Genomic DNA, 24,401 nt, shown 5'->3' with positions numbered 1-24,401 from the left:
GGTGGGGGCATGAACGGCGAGACGCTCTATTCGATCGGTGATCTGGCCCGGCGGACGGGTCTGACGGTGAAGACCATCCGGTTCTACGCGGACAACGGCATCGTGCCGCCAACCGACCGCTCCCCAGCCGGATACCGCCGGTACGGTGCCGATGCCATCGGACGTATCGAACTCGTGTGCACCCTGCGCGAGTTGGGAATCGATCTGGCCACGATCCGCAAGGTCATGGCCCAGGACGTCTCGCTGACGGATGTCGCAGCGACACACGCCGAGGCACTGGACGTGCAGATCCGCGTCCTGCGGCAGCGCCGCGCCGTGCTCATGGCAGTGGCTCGGCGCGACTCGACTCCCCGGGAGATGGAACTCATGCACAAGCTTGCACGCCTGTCGGAAGCCGAACGGCAGTGTCTGATCGACGACTTTCTCGGTGCCGTCTTCGAAGGCCTGCATGACCACCCCGCGTTCGCCGCGGTCATCCGTTCGCTGACCCCCGAGCTGCCCGAGGACCCCGACCCCGAGCAGATCGCGGCCTGGGTGGAGCTGGCCGAGCTGTTCCAGGACTCCGGTTTCCGCGCCACATTGCACGGCATGGCCCAAGACCTGGCGGCCGACCGGGCCCCGGACGACGCCACGGGCCTGCCGCGGGTCCTCGTCGAAGCCGTCCGAGCCCAGGTGACACCGGCCCTCGAGAACGGAGTCGAACCCAACTCGCCCGCGGCCGAGCCGATCGTCACCGCACTCGCAGCGCACTATGCGCACATCCTCGGAAGTCAGGCTTCGCACAACACCCCTGCCCTGTATCGGCGCCTTGCCGCCCGGCTGGAGCGGATGAACGACCCGCGCCGGGACCGGTATCTGTCCTTGCTGGCCGTCATCAACGGCTGGCCGTCACCCGAGAGCCTGGCGCCCGCGCTCATCTGGTCCGCCGAGGCACTGCGTTCCCGGCTACCGCAGCGGTGAGCCGATCACGCACGGCGCCAGACGTCCCTACGTCCGCAGCAGAGCACAGGCCGCTCACCTCCGGACCGGACCCGGAGCCCGGCTACCCCGCCGCCCGCAGCGCCGGCTGCATACGGTCGTCCGGGTGGGAGTCCTCGTAGCCGTCCTGTTCCGTCATCACCTGCCGCGCCGTCGTGAGCACCGTGCGGAAGAGGGTGTCGTCGTCGAGGCCGCGGCGCCAGACGCACTGCGCGTACACCTTGAAGGCGGGGCGCCAGGCGATCCGGCGCAGGCGGCCGAGGCGCAGCTCCTCCGCGACGGTGACCTCGGGCAGCAGTGCCATGCCGATGCCCTCGCCGACGCTGCGCTTGACCGCGTCGACGGAGCCGAGGCCCAGCACTCCGCCCGGCTGCGCGCCCGCGGCGGTCAACTCCTCCTCGAAGGCGCGCTGGTAGCCGTTGCAGCGGTGTGCGCAGGCCAGAGTGTGTCCCGAGAGGTCGCGGGCCGAGCCGATCGGTACCCCGGTGAGCGGATGCGCCGGGTGTGCCACCAGGGCCAGGCGCTCGGGGCGCAGCACCCGGTGGTTGACGGTGGGTGCGGCGGCGCGGGGTTCCGTACGGGGGCCTATGAAGAAGGCGCAGTCGACCTGTTCGTCACGTACGAGCGACACCGGATCGTCGTCGAGGGCCCGCAGGGTCAGCTCAAGTGCCGGGTGGCGCAGATGCAGATGCTCGATGAGCGGCAGCAGCCGGTAGGTGGTAACGCATTCGCCGGCGCCGACCACCAGGGACGGCGGGCTCTCGACGGAGTCGGAGACGGACTCCTTGGCGAGCTGGCTGAGATGGACGATGCGCCGCGCGTAGCGCTGCAGACGGCGCCCCGCAGGAGTGAGGCAGGCGCCTCCCGCGGTGCGGTCGAGGAGTGAGGTCTCCAGGGACTGTTCCAGCGACTTGATGCGCGTGGTGACCGTCGGCTGGGCGAGCCCGAGGAGCTGGGCGGCCTGCGTGAAGCTACGGGATTCGGCGACTGCCAGAAACGCGCTGAGATGCTTGATGTTCATCCGGCGAACCTCGACTCCTCGGTGAAATCACATCCGTCGGAGCTGATTGTGGGGCGGGCGCGGCCCGAACAGCCCAGGTGAGGCTGTCCGCTTGGTGCCGTGACCCCAAGGGGACCCCCGAGGGCCTCACGGGGTTCCCCGTCGAACCCGGACGGATTCGTCCGTATTCCCCCCCGCATTCCCCTTGCATTCAGGGTGTCGGTGCCTTGCCGGGCGACCCCGAACAGCCCCTGATCGGCGGCTATTTGGAAACTCTATTCCCGAGAATTTGATGTGACCTGGGTCACATAGAATTCCCTTGGGTGTGGCTACTGTCCTCCGTGTCGAGCGAACCGTTCGCTCGGAAAACGAAAAAGGAGAACCGCCATGGGTTCCATCCGTCTGGACGAGATCGTTGCCGGCGTCGTTGGTCAGGTTTCCGCCGAGGACGTGGCTGCCGCCGCGCAGGTCTCCTCGAACCTCGACGAGGACTCGATGACCTTCGGTCCGGTCAACATGTTCGCGCTCGACAAGTAAGCAAGTAAGCAGGCAAGCAAGCAAGGCCGACTTGATGAGGCCTGGCCGGGCCGCAGTAGCCGGACCGGCCGGGCCTCATCGGTCACCGGGCCCCATAGCAATAGCAATAGCAACAGCCAAAACCACGGCGTCACGTCATCACGAGATCACCAGGGTGGATTCGATGATTTCCCTGAAAGGCCCTCAGAGCGTTGTCGAAACCCTCTACGTGGTTTCCAGCGCGCACGCCACGAAGACCAAGCAGGACGTACGGGCCGACGGCGACGCCCTGGCCGCGCTGCGCGCCACGTACCACCTGATGATCAGCGATATGCAGCCGGCGCTGCGCGATGTCCTCCCGGCCGCCGACTCCTTCCCCGTGCCCGTCGGTTCGGGCGCCGCGCACAGCGGCCTGGTGAAGGCGTTCATCGGCTCCGTCGCCGGTGAGGACTCCGTCGACTACGACATCTTCGCCGATGCCGAGCAGCACACCCCCGCGGCCCTGCGGGCCAAGCACGCACCGGTCGAGGCCGCCCTGGCGGAGATCGAGGCCCACTGGCCCGAGTTCCGCAGCCTGTACGAACTCCTCGTGCCCGTCCTGCTCTACGCCCCGGACGGCGGCCTGGCCGGCGGCACCGCGAGCACCGTGCTCGGCGTCCTGTGGCTCGACCCCAAGGGCCACTGGAACAACGTCGACATCCAGGAGTTCCTGCTCCACGAGTTCGTCCACCACACCCTGTTCCTGGAGGAGCGCCGGCACGGCTTCTACAAGAACATGGGCCTCCTGGTCGAGGACCGCTACCTCACCCGCTCGGCCATCCGCCAGGACCGCCGCCCCCTGGACAAGGTCCTGCACAGCATCGTCGTGGGCACCGAAGTGCTGCTCGCCCGCCACGAAAAGCGCATCGTGCACCCCGAGGGCGTCGAACTCAGCCTGCACCCGGCGAGCGACGAACTGCTCGCCGGCGTACTGACCAGCCTGGACGACGTGTTCGCGCTGCCACTCGGTGAACTCCTGCGGCCGCGCCCCATCGAGATCCTCGAACTCTGCCGTGAGCGTCTCGCGGCGATCAGCGACTCCTGATCCCGCCCCGCATCTTCGCCGCGTAAGGAAGGCAGCCCATGTTTCACCTCGAAGGCAGTTCAGAGATCCTCAGGAACGCCGCCGTACTCAGCCACCCGTATCTCGACGACCCGGGATCGGTGTCATCGGAATCACTGCGGACCGCGTATCTGAAATTCCTGCGGGAACTGGCGGGCTCCGGAGATTACGCGGACTATCTCGACGGGCGCCTCAAGCAGCGCGACGCGGAGAATGGCGCGGACGGAGCCGGCGCCGGTGACGCCACGGAAATGCTGTTCACCGACAGCAGCCTCGAGATCGGCATCCTCGGCGCGATATTCGGCAACCCGGACAAGAGCGGCCCCGACCAGTTCTCGCCCGCCTCCGCGTGGCAGCTGGAGAAGTGCCGTGACGGCGGCGAGTTCCTCGCGCGGCGCGACCCGCAGCTCGCCGGGCTCATCACGCTCCTCACACACACCGTGTTCACCGTGCAGACCTCGTGGCGCGGGTCCATGTCGGACCGGCGGGCCATCGGCGCGACCCTGATCATCCCGGGCGAGCACTGGCACGAGAACGACATCGCCGAGGCGTTCATCCACGAGTTCACGCACACCGCGCTCTTCCTCGACGAGCGCGCCAAGGGCCACTTCCGCGTCGGCGCCGACGAAGTGCTCCTGCACTCCGCCATCCGCAAGGACGAGCGCACCCTGCCCGCCGTCGTGCACAGCCTCCTGGTCGCCACCGAGGTGCTGTCGTGGCGCACGGCCCACGGCCTGTGGGACACCATCCCCTTCCGGCTGCACGGCAGTTCGCGGGAAATGCTGGAGAAGGCCCGCGACTCCCACCGCACCCTGGTCTCCCTGCCGAACTGGCACGCCGACGAGGGCGGCATCGTCAAGGAGCGGATGTTCCAACTCGTGGCCGCGGCCGGAAGCCGCCTGGAGACCTTCTGACTCCCGAGCCCGGGCCCGGACCTGTGGGTTACGAGTCGTGAACTCTCAGGTCCGGGCGACGCGCGCAGCTTCGATCCACGCCCGAAAAGGAAGCGACATGAGGACGTCCGCCCGGTCACGGCCCGGCCACGGCGAAGGCGGCCGCAACGGCCTGGCCATCCTGGTCTTCACCGCCGTCACCAACCTCGCCGACGGCGCCCTCAAGGTCACACTCCCGCTGCTCGGAGCCGGACTCAGCACCTCGCCCCTCGCCGTGGCGAGTCTGTCGTCCGTACTGCTGCTGCCCACGCTGCTGCTGTCCCTGCACATCGGCGTCCTCGTCGACCGCTACGACCGGCGGGCGCTGCTCTGGCTCTCCAACGTCGCCCGCGTCGGCTCCCTCGGCGCGCTCCTGGCCTGCTCGCTCACCGGGACACTCTCCCTGCCCGTCCTGTACGGCCTCGGATTCGTCCTCGGCGTCGCGGACGTCGTGGCGGCCACCGCCGTCAGCGCCCTCATCCCGAGCGTCATCCCGAAGTCCGGCTGGGAGAAGACCAACGCCTGGGTCGCCGGTGTCGAGACCGTGGCCCAGGAGTTCTGCGGCCCGGTCGTCGGCGGCCTGCTCGTCGCGGCCGGTGCGAGCGCGGCCGCGGGCGCCAACGGCGCGGCGTACGTCTTCGCCTCCCTCACCCTGCTGCTCCTCGCCGGCGGCGCGGGGCGGCCGCCGCGCACCGGTACCGGCACCGCACCGGTGGGCATGACCCGGCAGATCGTCGAGGGCGTCACGTTCCTGTGGCGCCGGCCCGTCCTGCGCTTCACCTCCGTGGCGCTCACCGTGCTGTGCGCCTGCTGGGGTGCCTGGATGGCCCTGATGCCGCTCATCGCCACCCGTCAACTGGGCCTCGCGCCACAGGAGTACGGCATGCTCCTGAGCGCCCTGGGTGTGGGAGGTCTGGCCGGAGCGGCCGCCGTCGCACCTCTCAACCGGCTGTTCGGCCGCCGCTGGGTGATGTTCGCCGACCTCGTCGGCACCTTCGCCATGGTCGCCGTGCCGCTGCTCACCGCGCAGCCGTGGCTCATCGCGGCGGCCGCGTTCGCCGGTGGCTTCGGCGGTGTGCTGTGGTCCGTCAACGCCCGCACCATCAGCCAGCATCTGGTCCCCGACGAACTGCGCGGACGCTACGCCGCCACGGCCCGCGTCTTCACCTTCGGGGCGGTCCCCGTCGGCGCCGCCCTGGCCGGAGCGCTCGGCGAACTCCTCGGCCCACGCGCCGCCCTCGGACTGCTCGCCGTGCCCGTGGCGCTTCTCGTCGTGCCGTTCCTGCGCATCCTCACACCCGGCCAACTGGCCCTGATCTTCCCCGAGTACGAGCGCACGCGCCCGCCCGCGGACCAGCAGGCCATCCGCTGACCACCGAACCCCCCACGTTCCACGACCCACCGACCCACCGATCCACCCGAGGGGACCCCACCCATGAGCCCACGCCACGCGCCTGTCTCCCACGAACAAGCCCTGATGCTGCGGCGCATGACCCAGTCCCCGTACCCCACGGCCTACATCACCGCCGTCCGGATCACCCTGACCGGACAGGTGGACCCCGCGGCCCTGCACAGGTCCCTCGACGCCCTGGCCGTACGTCACCACGCGCTGCGCACCCGCTTCGCCCCGGCCGAAGCCCCCGCCGGAACCCCGGCCGAAGCCCCCGCCGAAGCCCCGGTCGACGGCACCCCCGACATCGTATGGACCCAGATCGTCGACGTCCCACGCCCGGTCGACCACCAGCAGTACGACTTCACCGACCGCGGCCCCGACGGCCGTCACGAGGGCATCCGCGCCCTCGTCGACTCGTTCATCGGCCGTCCCTTCGACATCGCCGAGGGCCATCTGCTGCGCACCGCACTCGTCCGCACAGGCCACGACCGGTGGGAACTGCTCCTCGCCTACCACCACCTGGTCGTGGACGGCTGGTCGCTGCGGATCCTCCTGGAGGATCTGTCCGCCCTCTACGGCGCGGAGTCGGGCATCCCCGCTCCGGCTCTCGCGGCCGCGCAGCCGCAGCCCGCCGACCACGCCCGCGCCCAGCGCGCCACCGTCGACCCCGAGCGTCGCGCCGACGGCCTGCGGTACTGGCTCGACCTGCTCGGCGACCGCCCCCAACTCCTCGACCTGCCCGTCGACTTCGAGCGCCCGGCGACCTTCATGGGCCAGGGCGCCGACCACGGCTTCTCCCTCGGCCCCGAACTCCACGCGGCGGTACGCCGCATCGCCGGGCAGTGCGCCGTGACCCCGTTCGTGGTCCTCGCCTCCGCGGTCGGCGTCCTCATGTCACGTCTGACCGGGCAGCACGACATCGTGCTCTCCGTGCCGTTCTTCAACCGCACGGCCGACTACGAACGCGTCGTCACCTGCATGGCGGGCCCCCTGCTACTGCTGTGCGAGATACGGCCCGACGACACCTTCACCACCCTCGTCGAGCGCACCGGCGACCGCTTCTTCGAGGCGCTCGAACACAACGACATCCCGGTGACCGAGCTGCTCGACGCCCTGGTCACCGAGCGCGGCTGGACCCGCCAGGATCCGCCCACCGTCGCCGTCGCCATGCAGAACTACGGGCTCGACGACGCCCTGACCATCGCGGGCGTCACCGCACGGACCCACCTGGAGTCACTGCACATCGCCTACACCGACCTCGTCCTCAACATGCTCGACACGGGCGACAGTCTCGACGGCATCGCCATCTACCGCAGCGAGCTGTTCCACCCCGGCACCGTCGCCGACTGGACCCGCGACCTGGGCGTGCTCCTGGCCGATCTGGTCGCCGAACCCGCCGCCCCGCTCGCAGCCGCGCCGCTCGCCGCCGCGCCCCTGGCCCAGGCCTGACCCCGGAGAGAGCCAGCCATGAACCCCACCACCACCGATCTCCAACCGACACCGACGGGCCTCGACGCGGTCATCTCGGCTTACGCGACAGGGGAGTTCGACGACAGCACGCTCCTGGCCGAGGCCGGTGTGGCCTCCCTCGCGGTGCTGCGTATCGTCATCGACGTCCTGCCCGATCCGTCCCTGGAGCTGGACACCGAATCCCTCGCCACGGTCCGGACCGTCGGCGACCTGAAGCAGTGGCTGGCCGCGCTGCCGGGGGTCCGGCCGTGATCCCCACCGAGACAGCCACCGGCACCGGCACGCGCACTGACACCGGTCTGGTCACCGGCACGCGCACTGACACCGGTCTGGTCACCGGCACTGGCGCAGGCACTGACACCGAACAGCCGGCCCTCTCCGAGTCCCAGCGAAGCCTCCTCGTCATCGACCGGCTCATCCCCGTCGAGCACCTCTACAACGGCGTCTTCGAACTGGAACTCACCCCGGGGCACAGCCCGGAGCAGCTCCGCCGGGCCCTCGCCGAGGTCGTCGCCGTACAGCCCGCGCTGCGCCAGCGCTTCGGTCTCGTGCCCGAGCCGCACACGTTCCTCGGCGCCCCGCCCGCCCCCGCCGACCTGGCGTACGAGCACATCGCAGACACCGGCGCGGCCACCCTGAGCGCGACGGTCGGCCGGCTCGGCGGCCAGTCCTGGGACATCGAGCGGGGCCCGCTGTACCGCTTCGTGTATCTGCACTCCGCCGAGCGGTCCGTGCTGCTGTTCGTCGTGCACCACCTCGTCTTCGACGCCGTGTCGGCCGGTCCCTTCGTACGCGATCTGCAGACCGCCCTGGCCGGCGGGTTCACCCCCACCGCGCTCGATGAGCTGCGTGTGCGCCGCGAGCGGGAACTGGTCCGCGAATGCGCCGCGCAGGCCCGGCTCGCGGCCGAGCCCGCGACGGCGGAACTGGCCCGCGACTGGGCGCGGGAACTGGCCGACCGCCCCGCCCTCGTCGTCAACCCCCGCCCCCAGCGCCCCGTCGAGACCTCCTTCACCGGCGCCCGCGCCGAGTGGCAGCTCGGGCCGGCGGAGTCGGCCGCCGCGGCCGCGATCTGCCGCCAACTGGGCATCAGCGCCTACGAGTTGTTCCTCTCCGTGTACGGGGCGGTGCTCGCCCGGCACGCCGCCACGGAATCCGTGGTCATCGGCAGTCCGTTCATGTCACGGCGCACCGTCGGCTCCTTCGACCTGTGCGGCTTCTTCGTCAACACCCTGCCCGTGGCCTTCGACGTGGACTGGCGGCAGTCCTTCGCCGACTACGCCTGCGACGTGGTGCGGCCCGCCGCGGGCACCGCACGCTCTCGTATCAGGGTGGCGTTCAACCAGATCGTCGAGCACGCCCGCCCGGACCGCACCAGCGACCGCAACCCCGTGTTCTCCTGCATGCTCGCCATGCAGGACGAGCTGACCCCCGCCCCCGGCGGCGCGGTCACCGCGGTGCGCGAACACGGCAACGGCACCGCCAAGTTCGACCTGTGGCTGGGCGTCACACCCGTCCAGGACCGCTGGCGCCTGGAGCTCGAATACGACACCGAGCTGCTGCCCGAGCCCGTCGCCCAGGCCGTCATCGACTCCCTGCGCACGGCCCTGGCACGGGCCACCGCCGACCCCGGACGCCCCCTCGCCGACCTGTTCGTGGACGCCTCCCTCGCCGAGTCGGCCAAGGACGACGGCCACCGGGCCCCCGCGGGCGCCGCCACGCTCATCGACTGGGTCCGCCGCACCGCCGCCGAACGCCCGGACGCGGTGGCCCTGTCCAGCACGGCGGGCGACCTCACGTACCGCGAACTCGCCTACCGCACCCGCAGGACCGCCGCCGCACTGCGCCGCCACGGCGTCGGGCCCGGCGATGTCGTGGGCGTCGCGGCCGATGACTTCACCGACACCATCGTGACGATCCTCGGGCTTCTCGCGGCCGGTGCGGCCTATCTGCCGTACGACACCGACCTGCCCGCCGAACGCATCCGCTACATGCTGCGGCAGGCCGGCAGCACCCTGGCCATCGGGGACCCCATCGGCGACCCCACCGGAGGCCTCATCGGCGATCCCGACGACGCCATTGACGGGGGCGAGGACGGCCAGAACGACGTACGCACCCTCACCCCGGCCCAGCTCACGCACACGCCCGTCGGCCACGACACACCGGACGACACCGCCACTGCCAACGCCGCGGCCCGGCCCGCGGAACCGGCCGGTGACCGTGCCGTCTACGTCATGTTCTCCTCCGGCTCCACCGGCCGCCCCAAGGGCATCGAGATGACCGAGGGCGCCCTCCTCAACCTCACGGCCTGGCAGATCGACGCCCTGGGCATGGGCGGGGACACCCGGTTCGTGCAGTACGCGCCGCTCGGCTTCGACGTGTCCTTCCAGGAGCTCCTTCCCACCCTCGCCGCGGGCGGCACGGTCATCTCCCGAGAGCCCGCCGACCGCCGTGACTTCCCCGCGCTCGTGCGGCGCCTGGAGGAGTCCCGCGCCACCCACCTCTATCTGCCGGTGGCCGCGCTCCGCACCTTCGTCCAGGCCGCGGGGGACGCCGACGTGCCGTTCCCGGCCCTGCGGCAGGTCTGTGTCTCGGGCGAGCAGCTGATGCTGGACGACGACATCCGCGCCTTCTTCCGCGTCCGCCCCCACCTGCAGCTCATCAACCTGTACGGGCCGACCGAGACGCACGCGGTCACCACCCACCGCCTCACCGGCGACACGGACTGGCCCGACCACGTGCCGATCGGCGTCCCCCTCAGCGGCGTACGCGCGTACGTCGTCGACACCACAGGCCATCTCGCGCCGCCCGGCGTGCAGGGCGAGCTGTACCTCGGCGGTGCCTGCCCGGCCCGCGGCTACCGCAACGCCCCCGAACTCACCGCACGCGCCTTCCACCCCGACCCGTACGCGGACGGTGACGGGCGGATGTACCGCACCGGGGACCAGGTCCTGCGCGACGAACACGGCACGCTCCTGTTCCTCGGCCGGGGCGACGACCAGGTCAAGATCCGCGGATACCGCGTGGAGCTGGGCGAACTGGAGACGGTCGCGCACGCGGCGCCCGGCGTCGCCCAGGCCGTTGCCGCCGTACGCGACACCGGAACCGGAACCGGGACGGGAATTGGCACCGGCACTGGCACCGTCAGCGACCGTGCACTCGTCCTGTTCGTCCGCCCGGAGACCCCCGGCGCGCCGGATGAACCACAGCTGCGCGACCTGCTGGCCCAGCGCCTGCCCGACTACATGCTGCCGCGCTGGATCCTGCCCGTGGCCACCATCCCCGTCACGGCGAACGGCAAGGTCGACCGTGCCGCCCTGCTGCGCGACGCCGAAACGGCCATCGCCCGTCAGCAGGCCGAAGCCGACCACACCCCCGCCTCCTACGAAGACGCGCTCGAGGAGGAACTGGCCGCGATGTGGGGCGAGTTGCTCGGCACCACGGCACCCCTCCACCGCGACACCTCCCTCCTGGAGCAGGGCGCCCACTCCCTGATGGTGCTCACCGCCCTGTCCCGTATCCGCCAGCGCCACGGAGCGGAGATCCCGATGCGGAAGTTCTTCCAGACGCCCACCATCGCCGCACTCGCCGCCGCGGTGCGCGCCGGCCAGGCCCAGAGATGAGAAGGCCCTCCATGCGCCCCGACACCCTGCACCGCGCCTTCGAGGCCACGGTCCGCCGTCACCCCGCCCTGACCGCCGTCACCGCACCCGACGCGAGTCTCACCTACGCCGAACTCGACGCGCACGCCGAGCAGTTGGCGGCCAGGCTGCGCGCCCACGGGGCCGGCCCCGGCAGCCTGGTGGGCCTGTGCACCGGCCGTGACAGCCATCTGGTGACGTCCCTGCTCGCCATCCTCAAGACAGGCGCCGCCTACGTCCCCCTCGACCCCGCCTACCCGGCCTCACGCATCGAGCTGCTCCTCGAGGACACCGGCGTGACGGTCGTGGTGGCGACCCGGCAGACCGCCGCCGTGGTCGAGGGCGCGACCCGGCACACGGTGCTCGCCGACGACCCCGGCAACGAGGCCGTGCCCACCGACGAGACAGTGCGCGCCAACAAGACTGTGCGCGCTGACGAGGCCGTGCCCGCCGACAAGGCCGTGCGCGCAGACAAGGCCGTGCGCGCAGACAAGGCCGTGCGCGCAGACACGACGGGAGAGCCCGCTCGCACCCCGCCGCCCGGGCGGCGCGAGGCGGGGCCGGACGACGTCGCGTATGTCATCCACACCTCCGGCTCCACCGGCACCCCCAAGGGCGTTCTGGTCGAACACCGCCAGGTGCTGCGGCTCTTCGAGACCTCCCAGGACCTGTTCCGCTTCGGCCCGCAGGACGTCTGGACCCTCTTCCACTCCATCAGCTTCGACTTCTCCGTCTGGGAGCTGTGGGGCGCCCTCCTGTACGGCGGCCGCCTGGTCGTCGTCCCGCACGACACGGCCCGTTCGCCGGAGCGCATGCTCGACCTCCTGCACGCGGAACAGGTCACGGTCCTCAACCAGACCCCGTCCGCCTTCCGCGGCCTCGTCACCGCCGACGCGGCCCGCGCGGACCGGCCGCGCACCGCCCTGCGCACCGTCGTCTTCGGCGGCGAGCGCCTGGACACGGCCATGCTGCGCCCCTGGATGGAGCGCCACGGCGACTCGGCACCCGAACTGATCAACATGTACGGCATCACGGAGACCACGGTCCACGTCACCCACCGCCGTATCCGCACCACGGACCTGGCCACCCCCGAAGTGAGCCCCATCGGCGCCCCGTTGGCCGATCTGCGGATCCGGCTCCTCGACGAGAGCGGCGCCCCGGTCCCCGACGGCACCCCGGGCGAGATCCATGTCACCGGAGCGGGCCTCGCCCGCGGCTACCTCAACCGCCCCGAACTGACCGCCGAGCGCTTCCCGTCGACCGACGGCGAGCGCTGGTACCGCTCGGGCGACCGCGCCGTGCGCACCCCCGACGGCGATCTGCACCACCTGGGCCGGGCCGACGACCAGGTGAAGGTGCGCGGCTACCGCATCGAACCCGGCGAGGTCGAGGCCTGTCTGGCGGCCGATCCCGGGGTCGCCACGGCCGTCGTGACGGCGCGCGACCACGGCGAGGGCGATGTCCGCCTGACCGCGTACATCCTGCCGGCGGCCGACCGGCCCGAGCCCGGCCTGACGCAGCGCCTGGACGGGCTCGCCCGCGCCACCCTGCCTGCGCACCTGCGCCCCTCCGCCTACCGCACCCTCGCCGAACTCCCGCTCACCCCGCACGGGAAGACGGACCGCAGACGGCTCGACGACTTCGTCAGCGAAACTTCCGTACATGCATCTCCCGTACATGCGGGGGCGGCGCCGGCGGCGGAGTCGGGCCTCCTGGCCGCCGTGGACGCCATCGTCCGCGAGATCCTCGAATGCCCCGCCATCGACGCGGACACCGACCTGCGGGCCTATGGCGCGACGTCCCTGTCCTTGGTCCGTATCGCGCTGCGGATACGGCAGGACCTGGGCGTCGACCTGGCCCTGACCGAACTCGGCGAGCAGGTGACGCTTCATCAACTCACCCGCTGCGCCGGCCTGGTGAGGAGCTGACCCCGACATGACGACCACACGCGTGGCGACGCGCGGCCGCGAGCACACGACCGTCCGGGCGGGGGACGGCGCCCTGCTGCATGCCTTCTCGGCGGGGGACCGGCACCGCCCGGCCGTCGTCATCGCGCCCGCCTGCGGGATGCCGGTGGCCCTGTCCGACCCGTGGATCAGCGCCCTCGCGGCACATGCGTACGTCCTCACCTGGGAGACCCGCTGCCTCGCGGCCTCAGACCCCCACACCTCCGACGACGCCCTCGTCCCTGACGACTTCGACACCCTCGGGCACGACGCCGCCACCCAGGCGAACGACCTGCTCACGGTTCTCGACCACTTCGGTGTGGAGCGGGCCCACGCGGCGGGCTTCTGCGGGGGTGCGGTGCTCGCCCTCCAGGCGGCCGCCGCGCAACCGGGCCGCTTCTCCTCGCTGAGCCTGTGGCACGGCGACTTCCCCCTGCTCGACGCGGCCACCACCGCCCACCAGCGCAACCTCAACGCCATCCTCGCCATGGCCGCCGCGAGCCGTGACACGGCCGCGGAACTCCTCACCATGCTGCGCCAGTTGATCTCGTCCCAGGCGCCACCGCACCTGGCCGAGCTGCTGCTGCATCCGTACGCGAGTGCGGAGCGCTTCCACCGCTACAGCAAGCTCAACACGGCCCTCACCACCACCGACCTGGCGCCCCTGCTGCCCCGCATCACGGTCCCCGCCCTTGTCGTCACCGCGGCCACCGACGCGACCACCCACCCCGCGGGGTCCCGGGCCGCGGCCCGTCTGCTGCCCGGGGCCGAACTCGCCGAGGCCCCCGAAGGCGCCCACCTCGACGCCTTCGACGCCACCCCCGCCCACCAGTCCCTGCTGCGGGACTTCCTGACGGCCCACCCGTGAAGTCAGGCCGTGAAGTCCGGCCCGTGAAGTCCGGCCCGTGAAGTCCGGCCCGTGAAGTCCGGCCCGTGAAGTCCGGCCCGTGAAGTTCGGCCGCTACGCGGCGGTCACCTCATCCGGCCCCGCCCACTGTGCCCGTGCCAGGGCGGCCAGTTCGTCGAGTACCAGGGTGGGGCGCCGGTCCTTGTGCAGGACGAGATGGACGCCGAGCGTCGGCTCACAGGTCCAGGGCAGCACCGTCAGCTCGCCCCTGCGGACCTCGTCCGCCACCGACGTGGACGGCAGCATGGCCACGCCGAGCCCGGCGGCCGCACACCGCTTGAGCGCCTCGATACTGACGAACTCCATCGTCGGCGGATGAATGCCCGCACGCTTCAACTCGTCGTCCATGACGTCGCGTTGGGCGCAGCCGGACTCGATGAGCAGCAGCGTCTCCTCGGCGAGCGCGGCGGTCCGCAGCCGCTTGCTCCCGGCGAGCCGGTGCTCCGGGTGGCACACCAGGCTCAACGGCTCGTCGGCCAGGCGCTCGGCCACCGTCATGGGCGCGTTGACGCTCTTCTCCATCAGGAACCCGGCGTCGAGCGAACCCTCCGCGAGCGACGCGAGCAGAGGCGCCCTGCCCGCGGGCCCGAAGACCACCCGAAGCAGCGGGAAGCGGTCCTGCAGTGAGCGAAGCACCGGTGGCAGCCGATACGCGCACAGGCTCTCCGGCGCCGCGATCCGCAACGTCCCCCGCACCAGGGCGGGATCGCTGCCAGCCCCCACGACGGCCTCCCGCGCCTTGGCCGCCTGGCCGATCAACAGCTGTGCGTGGTGGCGCAGTTCACGCCCCGCGTCCGTCAGGACGACCCGGCGTCCGAGGCGCTCGAAGAGCGGCACCCCCAGGTCCTTCTCCAAGGCCGAGACATGCGCCGTGACGCTGGACTGCGCGTAGTCGAGCTCGCGTGCGGCGCGCGTGAAGTTCAGGGTCCGTGCGACGGCGAGGAACGTGGCCAGATGCTTCAGATCCATGGGTCCGTCTCCCTGACTCGGCTGGCCCGGCTGGCCCGGCGGGTAGGGTCCAGTCCCCAGAATCAATCGTAAATGCCGATCCAATCAATCAGGATCATTCGTTGGACGCGATTGATTGAGCATCGTACAACAGATATATGGCTTCCACTCCCCTCCAGCACGAGCCGCAGCGGTCCGCGGCCGTACGGCCCGCCACAGGGCTTCGCGGCCGCGACTTCCTGCTGCTGCTCGCCGCCACGCTCGGCACCTTCTCCAACTACGCGCCGCTGCTCTCCGTCGCCCCCCTGTGGTCGGCCGACGGCGGCTCCGGACATGGCGGAGTGGGCGCCGTGACCGCCGTGACCATGGGCACCACCGTCGCCGTCCAGCTGTGCATGGGCCGTCTCCTGCGCAGGCTCTCCCTGCGCCAGGTGCTCGTGGCCGGCGCACTGCTCCTGGGCGTCCCCACCTTCGCGTACGCGCTCTCCTCCGGCCTCGGATGGGTCCTCGCCGTCTCCGCCGTACGCGGCGTGGGCTTCGGCATGGTCGCGGTGGCGGGCAGCGCCCTGGTCGCCGAACTCGTTCCCGCGGGCCAGCGCGGCCGTGCCGTCGGCTGGTACGGCATCGCCGTCGGCCTGCCCCAGGTCGTCTGCCTGCCGCTCGGCCTCTGGATGGCCCAGAACGTCGGATTCACCGCGGTCTTCGTGGCCGCGGGAGCCCTGAGCGTCCTCGCCGCGCCCCTGGTACTCGCCATGTCGGGCCACCGCGCGACCGGTGCGGGGGAGGAGCCGGGACATGAACCGGGGGAGGCGGGGCGCACCGAGCCCGGCCGCACCGAGCACACCGAGCCTGACCGCACCGAGCCCGGCCGCACCGAGCCTGACCGCCGCCGCACCACATGGCCCCGCAGCTTCGCCGCGCCTTTCGTCACCCTGATCGTCACCGCCTGTGGTCTCGGCGCCGTCACCTCGTTCCTGCCGCTCGCGCCGACCACCTCCCAGGCCGCGCCCGCCGCGCTCTTCACGCTCACCGCCGCGGTGATCGCCGGACGCTGGGGCGCGGGCGTCTGGAGCGACCGCTCGGGGTCCGGCAGGCTCACCCTGCCCGGCACCGTCGCGTGTGCCGTCGGTCTCGGTGGCCTCGCACTCGCCGCCGGAGGGACCGCGGACGGCGCCCTTGTGACCACCGCGGCGGCGGCCGTGTTCGGGCTCGGCTTCGGAGCGCTGCAGAACGACACGCTCGTCGTGATGTTCCGCAGGGCCGGGCAGCACGGGAACGGCGCCGCGGGCACCGCCTGGAACATGGCGTACGACGCGGGCACCGGAATCGGCGCGATGGCCGTCGGCGCGCTCTCCCAACTCCTCGCCGTCAACGGTGCGTTCGCCGCCACCGCGGTCCTGATCGCGCTCGCGCTCCCGTATCTGTGGACCGACCACCGGCGTGAAGCAGTTGCACAAGAAGCGAAGTAGAGCACCCGACCCGATCAGTGGAGCACCCGCCCCGATCACTGGAGGACCCGCCGATGGTGAACGACTCGCAGTCCCCCCGCAGCCGGCCCACGCCCGGCAGGACAAGCCCCGAGACCGAGTTCATCGACCTCAGCCACGAGATAGTGTCCGGCGCGACCGCCTACCCCGGTCTGCCGCAGCCCGAACTCGTCGACCACATCACCCGTGAGCAGTCCCGTGACCTGTACGCGCCGGGCACCGAGTTCCACACCGGCCGCCTCTGCCTGGTCGGCCAGACCGGCACCTACCTCGATGTGCCCTTCCACCGGTACGCCGACGGGTTCGACCTCACCGCACTCGACCTGCGGCGCGTCGCGCACGTACCCGTTCGTGTCATCGACACCGACAAGCAGGAGATCAGCGTCGACTGCCTCGACGGCGCCGACCTCACCGGACAGGCCGTACTGATCCGCACCGGCTGGTCCCGGCACTGGGGCACCGACACCTACGGCAACGGGCAGCACCCGTATCTGTCCGCCGAAGCCGCCCGTTTCCTCGCCGGGGCGGCACCGTCCGTCGTCGGCATCGACTCCCTCAACATCGACGGCACGCATACGAAGGAACGGCCCGCCCACACGGAGATCCTCGGCGCGGGCATCCCCGTCGTCGAGCATCTGACGAACCTGGACCGGCTTCCCGGCAGCGGCGCGCACTTCACCGCCGTACCCGTCAAGGTCGCGGGCCTCGGCACCTTCCCGGTACGCGCCTTCGCCACCGGGCCGCGGTGACCGTGAGTCCACGCACATGTGGTGCCCGGCCACGCCCTTCGGGGCGGACAGCCGGACACCACACGGGGTCAACGCGACCTCCTCACGCCGCCGCCGGAAGTCCGTCGACGGCGGCGGCGCCCGCCGCGGCGTCGGCGAGCGAGCGGGCGAACGTCCGCCTGCTCTCGCGTATCTGCGTGTCCAGCACGGCACCGGCCTCGGCGGAGCCGGGCGCGGCCGCCACCTCGGTCTCCCAGCTGGACCACCAGGTGCCGCCCGCCGGACCGTCCTCCCGGAACGTCACATAGAAGTGCAGCCGGGTGCCGCCGGGCACGGTCTCCAGGCGTATCCGGAAGTCCCCCTCCGGAAGGTCGATGCGAATGACCTCGCCCTCGCACGACAACCGGCGGGCATCGGGCACGACTTCACTGCACAGCACCAGCGCGTGACGGACGGCGGGACCCTGCACCCGCACGTCGTGCCGGCGGCCTGCGCGCCGCGGAAGCGAAGACATCACGTACTCCCGGAGAGACTGGACTTCCCCGCCTGCGCGGAGCTCTTGCCGATGCGCCTGACCTCGCGGACAAGTCCGCGGTAGAAGTCGGCGTAACTGTGCTCGACATGGACCGCGTACCGCTGCACCTCGGCATGCCGTTCCCGCAGCCGGTTGATGGGCACCACCATCGCGGCATGGTGCTCGACGTGCAGATTGTTCCCGTTGGTGAACCACGTGCTGAACCGGCTGCCACGGATGGAGCGCGTATTGCGCAGGACATCGGTGGTCGAGGTCTCGCACAGCAGGTGCTCGGGCAACTCCACCAGGAAATGCATCGGAATGGCGAGCACCAGGGGAAGAACCCACAGCCGCAGTACGGGCATGCCGTGGCCGAACACCGCGGCCAGGGCCGCCGCCGACAGGACCACACCGAGAGCGCGGTACTCCGTGATGATCTCGCGTCGGCGCCGCTCCGATATCTGCCCGATGTCGTACGACCAGCGCCCGGAAAAGCTGCGCGCGATCTCTTTGAGTACGGTGACGACGCGCGCGTAGTCGAGCAGGCCGCGCAGCAGGGCCCGCCAGGTGAGGGGCTGACGGGTGTCGAACCCGAAGAACTCCGAGTCCTGCGGCGTCCCCAGGAAGCGGTGGTGCTGCAAGTGCCTGACCCGGTAGTGGCTGTACACCACCAGGAGCGGAACACCCAGCGGAATGCCGCATATCCGGTGCCACTTGGAGGTGCGGAACGCGGAGTGGTGCAGGCACTGGTGCTGCAGTTCCACCAGATGCGTATACGCGGCGGCGAGCAGCACCGTGCCGCCGACGGCGGCGCCGGGCACGGAACTCAGCGCCAGAAGGCCGCCGATGGCCACGAGGACCGCGGCAAGGAGCAGTTTCGCCACGAACACCCGCTGATCGGCCCGGGTCACGCGTGCCTTGGTGAACAGGAGGAAGGGCGATGGCTGTTGAGGTGAGGCCTTTGCCGCCCTGCTTGTTGCGCCCTTCTGTACGGTCCGTACCGTCTGTTCTGTCTTCTCAGTCTTTTCGGCCATGGAGCCCTCCCTCAGCCACGAATGCGGCGCATGGCGTCCCAGATGTGCCGGTAGTAGTCGTCGGCCACGCGCATACGGGTGGCGACGCCCAGGGAGATCTCCCGGAGCAGCTCGGGGGAGCGGTCGACGAGCGGTACGAAAACACCCTCGAACCACTCGGCTCCGTGATCGGCGTCGACGTGCACATGCACGCGCTGGTACTCGATGACGTCGTCCGGGACGCCGAGGCGCAGACAGCCGTCGACCATCGCCTGGAAACGTGGTGAGGCGCTCTGCTCGAGAACGCCCATGGCGCCGAGCGCCCGCGGGTTGAGATGCCGGTGGATTCCGTACATCAGCAGCAGGCAGGCGTTCTCGAAGGCCTGCGAGCAGTAGAGCTGTGCACGGTCGATGCCCGCCTCGTCCAGGCGCGCCCGCATGTACACGGCGGAGTGCTCGAACATCCGGGTGTGGACGCCCTTGATGTCGCCCTCACCCATCTCGTCCCAGTAGTTCTCGGCGATGGTGAGCTTGGTGTGGCCTTCCGTGCCTATCTGCACCATGGCCATGAGGTCGTCGAATTTGCTGTCGACGAGTTCTTCGCCCATGAAGAACAGCGCCATTTCCTCCAGGGTCGCCTCATGGGCGAGGTAGTGGCAGAACTCCGGCTGGGTGTGGTCGGCGGCGACGCTGAGAAACCAGTCGCGGAACTCGGCGCCGTTCGCGGGCAGTCCGCCCAGATCGACCTGGGCGTCCTCCCAGTCGAGCCAGGCGGCCTCGATCGCGCTGAGCTCGGAGTCGGCGTTGAGCCGGGGGATCGAGGCGTAGTCCTCGGGGCCCGCCATGTAGGCGAGGTAATGGGCGTGCAGCCGGGACAGCAGACGCTCGCGCACCTTCTCGTCGGGTTTCCCGTGCCGGGGAAACGCACGGCCGAGTTCGGTGTCGAACGAAGGCAGAGTCGCGGTGTGGGCGACGGTCGCGGTCATGGGGGTGACCCTTCTTTCTGGGATGGAATTCCGATTGAGTTCTTCTGCGGGCAGCCGGAACCGCAGCCGGAACTGGGGCCGGAACTGCCGTGTGCCGCCAAGGAGTTCAGCGCGGTGCGGTGCCCCGCGTGATGACGTCGATGAAGACATCCCGGTGACCGGAAGCAGAAGAGTCGGCAGGGGTGATCGGAGTGGCGTCGTGCAGGGTGCGCTCATCGTCCGCGATCACCATGTCGCCGGGCCGCAGCAAGGTCTCGGAATGGAGCTGCCGGCGCGATACGGCGTCGTATATCCCGGTCCGTCCGCCGTCGATGTGGTGCCGGTCGATGAGGAGCGTGACCACATAGTCGACACCGTCCCGGTGGATTCCCTCAGGGGTGGGATTTCCCGTCTGCCGGCGGTCCGTGGTGATCCTGTTCTGGAAGCACTGGTGGTGCCAGACATCGGGTCCGTGAACGGCCGTGAGAACCGCGGTGATTCCCTTGAGCAGATCGGTGAAAAGGCGCCCGGAGACGATCGGTTCCTCGATGGGCGCGTAGCTGCGCCGGACCCCGCCGTTGAGGTGGTTGATGTCCGTGGTCTGCAGATACGGCCGCGACGGCTGCCCTTCGACGGTGCCGTCCGCGCGCACGTTGAACACGGAGTGGCGGCGCAGCCGGTAGGTCTCACCGTGCGCCATGAAGGCGTCGACCGGAAGCCGGGACCAGCTCTCCCGGAAGTCCTCCCATTCCGGTGTGCCGGCGACTTCACGCCCGATGAGTTCGGTCACCCGACCCCGTGCGTACAGATGCTCGTCGAGTTCTTTCGCCCAGAGGTCCTGGTTCATGAGCATGGCTCTCCTTTCGCAGGAACTGGCCACAGCAAATGTTTCCGGAACCGATACGGAACGGCCACTATCGTACCGAACAACAGAACAGTCGATATGTTTTGAAAGTCGAAATGAACGCACAACCGCTCGCGCTACCAGGGTGGTTGGCGACACCGGCACGCCCGTGTCATCGCAAGGCCGACCGACGCCACCGCTCCGGAACGTGCGGGATTCATGCACATTCGTTTCCGGCACCGCGGCCGGCGGTCATCATGCGGACAGACAGCCCGAACCGAGAGGCGTGTGAGTGACGGTGTCCGACGGGAAATGTTTCTACAGCGGCGGTGCGAGGCGCGTACAACAGGCCATGGGTACAAGCGCCCTCGCCACCCATATCGCGGAAAAATACGTGAGCGATCGCCTCGGCCCCGCCGAAACAGAGCTCATCCAGGCGGCCGACTGCTTCTACCTGGCCACGGCCAACGCATCAGGAGAACCCGACTGCTCCTACAAAGGAGGGCTGCCGGGATTCGTACAGGTACCAAGGCCCGAGGTCCTGCTCTTCCCCAGCTACGACGGAAACGGAATGTTCCGGAGCCTGGGCAACATCACCGAGAACCCACAGGTGGGGCTGCTCTTCATCGACTACGGCAAGCCCATCAAACTCAGGGTGAACGGCATCGCGCAGCTGTCGACCGACCCCCGCCTCCTCGGCCTGTTCCACGAGGCCGACGCCGTCGTCCAGGTCGACATCACCCGGGTATTCGAGAACTGCCCGCGCTACCTCCACGACACCCGCCGCGGCCGGCACTCGGACTACGCCCCGCGCCCCGGACACATACCGCCCGACCCCGAATGGAAACTGAAGAGCGAATACGAAGGGCTTGTCCACCTGCGCAACCCCCAGTAACACCGCGGCACGGCAAGGTAGTTCACGAGGTGTGCGCGGGGCCCGCCGTCCGCGCGTAGACCCGCCGCAGCCGCTGCTGCAGCAGACCGAACCACGGCAGGGCCGCCACAGCGGGCCTGCCGACCAGCACGATCGTCCGTGAAGGCGCCGCGATACCAGCCGCCTCCAGCGCCCGCCCCAGATCCGGACGGAGCACCAGGGCCGACGACGGCACATACGCCACCGCGTCGAGCGCCGCGCACATCGACTGCGCCAGATTCCAGTCGTCCGTGCGCCCCACCACCCGGGGCACGATGCCGTGGCGGGCGAAGTGCACCGACACCAGCCGGTCGTCGTCGGACCCCGCCCGCGGCAGCACCCACGGCACCCCGGACAAGGCGCCCGCCGCAGCCGCCGCGACGGACGACAGCAGCGGCGCGGGACCCACAAGCGCGAACGGATCATGACGAAGGGGTACGGCGCGCAGCCGCGCGTCCAGCGCGTCACCGGCCTCACCCACCGATACCGCCGCGTCCAGGTCGCCCGACTCCACCAGCTCGCGCCCCTCCGCCGGATCGGCCTCGTACAACTCGAAGTCCACCGGCAGCACTTCACCGCGCATGGCCGGCAGGACCGCCCTGGCCATCGCCGACGGAAACGCCCCGAGCCGCACCTTGCGCCGAGTCTCACGCGGCTGCCCGCCATCGCGCCGGCTCTGCGACACCGACCGCTCCCACAACTCGGTGATCTGCCGCGCCACATCGGCGACCGACCGGCCGTTCTCGGTGAACCTGATCCCCCGCCCATCGGGCTCCACCAGCTCGAAACCACAGCTCGAACTCAGCGACTTGATCTGCTGGGAGACCGCGGAAGGCGACAGATGAAGCGCCTTCGCCGCTGCGTGGATGCCGCCGAACCGCTCCACGAAATGCAGCGTCCGGAACTGCTGAAGGCTGGTCATGTCTTCCCCTCGGCCGACAGGACAGGGTGAGAGAACGCGAATGCCTCGGCGCGACGGCACCACGGGGTGCAAGGCGGCCCTCCGCGCAGGGCGGGGCAACGCCGACTCCCGTGCCGAGGCGCTTGACCGGGGACCGGCACGCCGCGGCACCCACCAGTCTCCGCACCGCCACGGCCCCAACGGAAGGCACCCCGGCTGGCAGCAACCGTGCCTGGCACGAGCGTGCCTCGATCAGGCCCTCGATCAGGCCCTCGATCAGGCCCTCGATCAGGCCCTCGATCAGGTCTTCGATCACGGACCAGATCACGGACGGCCCGGCCCGACATGCCCATGAGTCCCGGCATGCCCATGAACGAGGTGAATCCCGGACCGAAAACCCCGTCCGCACTTGTTCATCTGAGGAGCCGCTCGTACGTACCCGCGCAACCAGAGGGACTCACCATGCTTGATGCCCTGGGACTCGACGAGAAGACCGAGGCCGCCTACCGGGTGATGCTGCGCCAACGCGACTGCGACCTGTGCGACATCGCCGGGATCGCCGAAGAGCTGACGTACTCGGAACAGGAGACCAAAGAGGCCCTCGAACGCCTCACCCACCTGCGTCTGCTGCGCCGCTCCCTGCAGGACCCCAACCATCTGCGGGCCGTCAGCCCCGAAGTCGGCCTGCGCCTGCTGCTCCAGGAGCGCGAGGCCGAACTCCTGCGGGAGAAACAGGAGTTGGCCGCCACGGAGGCCGCCGTCACCCGCCTGCTCGGCGAATACGCCCACACCGTCCCGGCCTCCGGAAGCCACGACGTGGAGTATCTCCTCGGCCCGGACACCATCCAGCGCCGCACCGAGGAACTCGCCCACCGGTGCACCCACGAGTGCCTGTCCGTGATGCCCGGCGGCGCACAGCCCGCGGCCGCCCTGGAGGCCGGCAAGCCGCTTGACGAGGACCTCCTCGCCCGCGGTGTCCATGTCCTGACCCTCTACCAGGACAGCGTCCGCAACGACCAGGCCACCCATGCCTACGCCCAGTGGCTCGCCGGCCGCGGCGGCGAAGTCCGCACCGTCCCCACGCTGCCCGTCCGCATGACCCTGTTCGACCGGGAGAACGTGCTGCTGCCCATCGACCCCGACCACCCCCACAAAGGCACCGCCCTGATCCACGGCGCCGGAGTCGTCACGCTGGCCGCGGCCCTCTTCGAACTCACCTGGCAGGCGGCCACCGAATACGCCCCCTACCGGCACCCCGAACGCAACGCGGCAGGCCTCACCCCCCAGGAAGCGGACCTCTTACGCCTGCTCTCCCGTGGTCACACCGACGAGCACGCCGCCCGCAGACTCGGCGTCGGCCTGCGCACCGTCCGCAGGATGATGTCCGACCTCATGGGCCGCCTCGACGCCCACAGCCGCTTCGAAGCCGGCGCCCTCGCCACCCGCCACGGCTGGCTGGACTGAACTCCACCCGACCGCGCACCACCGCACGGCCCAGGACCGGACTACGGCGCCGCGTTCTCCACGGCGGGAGCTCCGGGAGAGACGTCGGTGCCGGTGCCGGCTGCTGTGCCGGTGTCCACTGCCGTGTCGGTGCCGGTCGCGGTCTCGAGTACGGCCCGTGCCGCCAGGCGGGCGTGCAGTGCCGCGTCGACGTCACCGGCCAGCGTGGCCAGGGCCATCGCCCCGTCGAAAAGGACCGCCAGCTGCGCCCCCACCGCGACCGCGTCCCGTACGCCCGCCTCGGCCACAAGGTCCGTCAGGAGCGCGCGCAGGGCCTGCTTGTGGGTGTGTACGGCGGTGACGACGATCGGCGCCGCGGCCCCCGCCTCTCCGAACGCCCCGGCGAACACACAGCCACGGAAGCCCGGTTGGCGGAACCAGCCGTCCAGGAAGTCGAAGGGGCCGAGAACCTTCGCCAGCGGATCGTCGATCGTGTCGAGAAGCTCCCCGATCGCGGTACGCGCCACCTGATCACGACGGTGGAGGCAGGCCGCGAGGAGCTCGTTCTTGGACGGGAACATCTGGTAGAGGCGTTTCAGCGGCACCCCCGCCTCGTCCCGGATGCGCTGCATCGTCACGGCCTGGACGCCATGGGTGAAGAACAAGTCGTCCGCGACCGCGATCACATGGGCATGCATGTCATCAAGCATCGACTGCCCGTCCCACTCAACCCACCCGTCCTGAAAGTGACTTCAGTACC

The 24,401-nt window shown here is 70.4% G+C and carries 22 protein-coding genes; 14 read left to right on the top strand and 8 right to left on the bottom strand.

What is annotated here, in order from left to right; all coding sequences use genetic code 11:
* Positions 1-9 precede the first annotated feature (9 nt).
* On the top strand, positions 10-960 hold the full coding sequence (locus ACFQVC_RS34320; RefSeq protein ID WP_381838040.1) for a MerR family transcriptional regulator: 951 nt from the start codon (positions 10-12) through the stop codon (positions 958-960).
* A gap of 82 nt (positions 961-1,042) precedes the next feature.
* Here ACFQVC_RS34320 and ACFQVC_RS34315 read toward each other — a convergent pair whose 3' ends face one another.
* Positions 1,043-1,999, bottom strand: a complete 957-nt coding sequence (locus ACFQVC_RS34315; protein ID WP_381838038.1) for a LysR family transcriptional regulator — start codon at positions 1,997-1,999, stop codon at positions 1,043-1,045.
* 366 nt (positions 2,000-2,365) lie between these two features.
* Between ACFQVC_RS34315 and ACFQVC_RS34310 the strand changes: the two genes are divergently transcribed.
* The 9 genes from ACFQVC_RS34310 to ACFQVC_RS34270 all read left to right on the top strand — a co-directional run bounded on the left by ACFQVC_RS34310 (position 2,366) and on the right by ACFQVC_RS34270 (position 13,846).
* On the top strand, positions 2,366-2,515 hold the full coding sequence (locus ACFQVC_RS34310; protein ID WP_381838036.1) for a hypothetical protein: 150 nt from the start codon (positions 2,366-2,368) through the stop codon (positions 2,513-2,515).
* 163 nt (positions 2,516-2,678) lie between these two features.
* Positions 2,679-3,578, top strand: a complete 900-nt coding sequence (locus ACFQVC_RS34305; protein ID WP_381838034.1) for an aKG-HExxH-type peptide beta-hydroxylase — start codon at positions 2,679-2,681, stop codon at positions 3,576-3,578.
* A 38-nt stretch (positions 3,579-3,616) separates the two neighbouring features.
* Positions 3,617-4,510: an aKG-HExxH-type peptide beta-hydroxylase gene (locus ACFQVC_RS34300; RefSeq protein WP_381838033.1), complete on the top strand. Its 894-nt coding sequence runs from the start codon at positions 3,617-3,619 to the stop codon at positions 4,508-4,510.
* Positions 4,511-4,607: 97 nt separating this feature from the next.
* Complete coding sequence (locus ACFQVC_RS34295) at positions 4,608-5,900, top strand: MFS transporter (protein WP_381838031.1); 1,293 nt, start codon at positions 4,608-4,610, stop codon at positions 5,898-5,900.
* 117 nt (positions 5,901-6,017) lie between these two features.
* Positions 6,018-7,370: a condensation domain-containing protein gene (locus tag ACFQVC_RS34290; protein WP_381838029.1), complete on the top strand. Its 1,353-nt coding sequence runs from the start codon at positions 6,018-6,020 to the stop codon at positions 7,368-7,370.
* An 18-nt stretch (positions 7,371-7,388) separates the two neighbouring features.
* The gene (locus tag ACFQVC_RS34285) at positions 7,389-7,643 is read left to right on the top strand and encodes a hypothetical protein (RefSeq protein WP_381838027.1); all 255 of its coding nucleotides are present in this window, start codon (positions 7,389-7,391) and stop codon (positions 7,641-7,643) included.
* Positions 7,640-11,014 carry a non-ribosomal peptide synthetase gene (locus tag ACFQVC_RS34280; protein ID WP_381838025.1) on the top strand — a complete coding sequence of 1,125 codons (3,375 nt, stop codon included), beginning with the start codon at positions 7,640-7,642 and terminating at the stop codon, positions 11,012-11,014. Before ACFQVC_RS34285 ends, ACFQVC_RS34280 begins: the two co-directional genes overlap by 4 nt.
* Before the next feature lie 11 nt (positions 11,015-11,025).
* A complete protein-coding gene (locus tag ACFQVC_RS34275) occupies positions 11,026-12,960 on the top strand; it encodes an amino acid adenylation domain-containing protein (RefSeq protein ID WP_381838023.1) in 1,935 nt (644 codons plus the stop codon).
* A gap of 7 nt (positions 12,961-12,967) precedes the next feature.
* The gene (locus ACFQVC_RS34270; RefSeq protein ID WP_381838021.1) at positions 12,968-13,846 is read left to right on the top strand and encodes an alpha/beta fold hydrolase; all 879 of its coding nucleotides are present in this window, start codon (positions 12,968-12,970) and stop codon (positions 13,844-13,846) included.
* A 93-nt stretch (positions 13,847-13,939) separates the two neighbouring features.
* On the opposite strand, the gene ACFQVC_RS34265 is transcribed toward ACFQVC_RS34270, so the two are convergent.
* Positions 13,940-14,854, bottom strand: a complete 915-nt coding sequence (locus tag ACFQVC_RS34265; RefSeq protein ID WP_381838019.1) for a LysR family transcriptional regulator — start codon at positions 14,852-14,854, stop codon at positions 13,940-13,942.
* Positions 14,855-14,991: 137 nt separating this feature from the next.
* On the opposite strand from ACFQVC_RS34265, the gene ACFQVC_RS34260 reads away from it, so the two are divergent.
* Both ACFQVC_RS34260 and ACFQVC_RS34255 read left to right on the top strand, forming a co-directional pair.
* On the top strand, positions 14,992-16,302 hold the full coding sequence (locus ACFQVC_RS34260) for an MFS transporter (protein ID WP_381838017.1): 1,311 nt from the start codon (positions 14,992-14,994) through the stop codon (positions 16,300-16,302).
* 53 nt (positions 16,303-16,355) lie between these two features.
* Positions 16,356-17,069 (top strand): cyclase family protein, encoded by a 714-nt coding sequence (locus ACFQVC_RS34255; RefSeq protein WP_381838015.1) that lies wholly within the window; start codon positions 16,356-16,358, stop codon positions 17,067-17,069.
* 82 nt (positions 17,070-17,151) lie between these two features.
* Here the strand turns inward: ACFQVC_RS34255 and ACFQVC_RS34250 are convergent, their stop codons facing one another.
* The 4 genes from ACFQVC_RS34250 to ACFQVC_RS34235 all read right to left on the bottom strand — a co-directional run bounded on the left by ACFQVC_RS34250 (position 17,152) and on the right by ACFQVC_RS34235 (position 20,387).
* Positions 17,152-17,562 carry a hypothetical protein gene (locus ACFQVC_RS34250; protein ID WP_381838013.1) on the bottom strand — a complete coding sequence of 137 codons (411 nt, stop codon included), beginning with the start codon at positions 17,560-17,562 and terminating at the stop codon, positions 17,152-17,154.
* Positions 17,562-18,596, bottom strand: a complete 1,035-nt coding sequence (locus ACFQVC_RS34245) for a fatty acid desaturase family protein (RefSeq protein WP_381838011.1) — start codon at positions 18,594-18,596, stop codon at positions 17,562-17,564. Before ACFQVC_RS34245 ends, ACFQVC_RS34250 begins: the two co-directional genes overlap by 1 nt.
* Before the next feature lie 11 nt (positions 18,597-18,607).
* Positions 18,608-19,561, bottom strand: coding sequence for an iron-containing redox enzyme family protein (locus ACFQVC_RS34240; protein ID WP_381838009.1), 954 nt, complete (start codon positions 19,559-19,561; stop codon positions 18,608-18,610).
* A gap of 106 nt (positions 19,562-19,667) precedes the next feature.
* Positions 19,668-20,387, bottom strand: a complete 720-nt coding sequence (locus ACFQVC_RS34235; RefSeq protein WP_381838007.1) for a 2OG-Fe dioxygenase family protein — start codon at positions 20,385-20,387, stop codon at positions 19,668-19,670.
* A 349-nt stretch (positions 20,388-20,736) separates the two neighbouring features.
* Here ACFQVC_RS34235 and ACFQVC_RS34230 point away from each other — a divergent pair, with 349 nt between their 5' ends.
* Positions 20,737-21,279 carry a pyridoxamine 5'-phosphate oxidase family protein gene (locus ACFQVC_RS34230; protein WP_381838005.1) on the top strand — a complete coding sequence of 181 codons (543 nt, stop codon included), beginning with the start codon at positions 20,737-20,739 and terminating at the stop codon, positions 21,277-21,279.
* A gap of 22 nt (positions 21,280-21,301) precedes the next feature.
* Here the strand turns inward: ACFQVC_RS34230 and ACFQVC_RS34225 are convergent, their stop codons facing one another.
* Positions 21,302-22,219: a LysR family transcriptional regulator gene (locus ACFQVC_RS34225; RefSeq protein WP_381838003.1), complete on the bottom strand. Its 918-nt coding sequence runs from the start codon at positions 22,217-22,219 to the stop codon at positions 21,302-21,304.
* Between the two features lie 441 nt (positions 22,220-22,660).
* On the opposite strand from ACFQVC_RS34225, the gene ACFQVC_RS34220 reads away from it, so the two are divergent.
* Positions 22,661-23,662 carry a helix-turn-helix transcriptional regulator gene (locus ACFQVC_RS34220; protein ID WP_381838001.1) on the top strand — a complete coding sequence of 334 codons (1,002 nt, stop codon included), beginning with the start codon at positions 22,661-22,663 and terminating at the stop codon, positions 23,660-23,662.
* A gap of 41 nt (positions 23,663-23,703) precedes the next feature.
* Here ACFQVC_RS34220 and ACFQVC_RS34215 read toward each other — a convergent pair whose 3' ends face one another.
* Positions 23,704-24,339 carry a TetR/AcrR family transcriptional regulator gene (locus ACFQVC_RS34215; RefSeq protein WP_381837999.1) on the bottom strand — a complete coding sequence of 212 codons (636 nt, stop codon included), beginning with the start codon at positions 24,337-24,339 and terminating at the stop codon, positions 23,704-23,706.
* Between the last annotated feature and the right edge of the window lie 62 nt (positions 24,340-24,401).

Origin of the sequence: Streptomyces monticola, assembly GCF_042665355.1 — a bacterium.
Taxonomy (GTDB): domain Bacteria; phylum Actinomycetota; class Actinomycetes; order Streptomycetales; family Streptomycetaceae; genus Streptomyces; species Streptomyces monticola.
The sequence above is the reverse complement of the archived record's forward strand: the minus strand, read 5'-3'. Positions and strand labels throughout refer to the sequence as shown.

Bases quoted from the DNA above. Each gene is read 5' to 3' on its own strand.
- ACFQVC_RS34320 (WP_381838040.1), top strand. From the start codon at position 10: ATGAACGGCGAGACGCTCTATTCGATCGGTGATCTGGCCCGGCGGACG.
- ACFQVC_RS34315 (WP_381838038.1), bottom strand. From the start codon at position 1,999: ATGAACATCAAGCATCTCAGCGCGTTTCTGGCAGTCGCCGAATCCCGT.
- ACFQVC_RS34310 (WP_381838036.1), top strand. From the start codon at position 2,366: ATGGGTTCCATCCGTCTGGACGAGATCGTTGCCGGCGTCGTTGGTCAG.
- ACFQVC_RS34305 (WP_381838034.1), top strand. From the start codon at position 2,679: ATGATTTCCCTGAAAGGCCCTCAGAGCGTTGTCGAAACCCTCTACGTG.
- ACFQVC_RS34300 (WP_381838033.1), top strand. From the start codon at position 3,617: ATGTTTCACCTCGAAGGCAGTTCAGAGATCCTCAGGAACGCCGCCGTA.
- ACFQVC_RS34295 (WP_381838031.1), top strand. From the start codon at position 4,608: ATGAGGACGTCCGCCCGGTCACGGCCCGGCCACGGCGAAGGCGGCCGC.
- ACFQVC_RS34290 (WP_381838029.1), top strand. From the start codon at position 6,018: ATGACCCAGTCCCCGTACCCCACGGCCTACATCACCGCCGTCCGGATC.
- ACFQVC_RS34285 (WP_381838027.1), top strand. From the start codon at position 7,389: ATGAACCCCACCACCACCGATCTCCAACCGACACCGACGGGCCTCGAC.
- ACFQVC_RS34275 (WP_381838023.1), top strand. From the start codon at position 11,026: ATGCGCCCCGACACCCTGCACCGCGCCTTCGAGGCCACGGTCCGCCGT.
- ACFQVC_RS34270 (WP_381838021.1), top strand. From the start codon at position 12,968: ATGACGACCACACGCGTGGCGACGCGCGGCCGCGAGCACACGACCGTC.
- ACFQVC_RS34265 (WP_381838019.1), bottom strand. From the start codon at position 14,854: ATGGATCTGAAGCATCTGGCCACGTTCCTCGCCGTCGCACGGACCCTG.
- ACFQVC_RS34260 (WP_381838017.1), top strand. From the start codon at position 14,992: ATGGCTTCCACTCCCCTCCAGCACGAGCCGCAGCGGTCCGCGGCCGTA.
- ACFQVC_RS34255 (WP_381838015.1), top strand. From the start codon at position 16,356: ATGGTGAACGACTCGCAGTCCCCCCGCAGCCGGCCCACGCCCGGCAGG.
- ACFQVC_RS34250 (WP_381838013.1), bottom strand. From the start codon at position 17,562: ATGTCTTCGCTTCCGCGGCGCGCAGGCCGCCGGCACGACGTGCGGGTG.
- ACFQVC_RS34245 (WP_381838011.1), bottom strand. From the start codon at position 18,596: ATGGCCGAAAAGACTGAGAAGACAGAACAGACGGTACGGACCGTACAG.
- ACFQVC_RS34240 (WP_381838009.1), bottom strand. From the start codon at position 19,561: ATGACCGCGACCGTCGCCCACACCGCGACTCTGCCTTCGTTCGACACC.
- ACFQVC_RS34235 (WP_381838007.1), bottom strand. From the start codon at position 20,387: ATGAACCAGGACCTCTGGGCGAAAGAACTCGACGAGCATCTGTACGCA.
- ACFQVC_RS34230 (WP_381838005.1), top strand. From the start codon at position 20,737: ATGGGTACAAGCGCCCTCGCCACCCATATCGCGGAAAAATACGTGAGC.
- ACFQVC_RS34225 (WP_381838003.1), bottom strand. From the start codon at position 22,219: ATGACCAGCCTTCAGCAGTTCCGGACGCTGCATTTCGTGGAGCGGTTC.
- ACFQVC_RS34220 (WP_381838001.1), top strand. From the start codon at position 22,661: ATGCTTGATGCCCTGGGACTCGACGAGAAGACCGAGGCCGCCTACCGG.
- ACFQVC_RS34215 (WP_381837999.1), bottom strand. From the start codon at position 24,339: ATGCATGCCCATGTGATCGCGGTCGCGGACGACTTGTTCTTCACCCAT.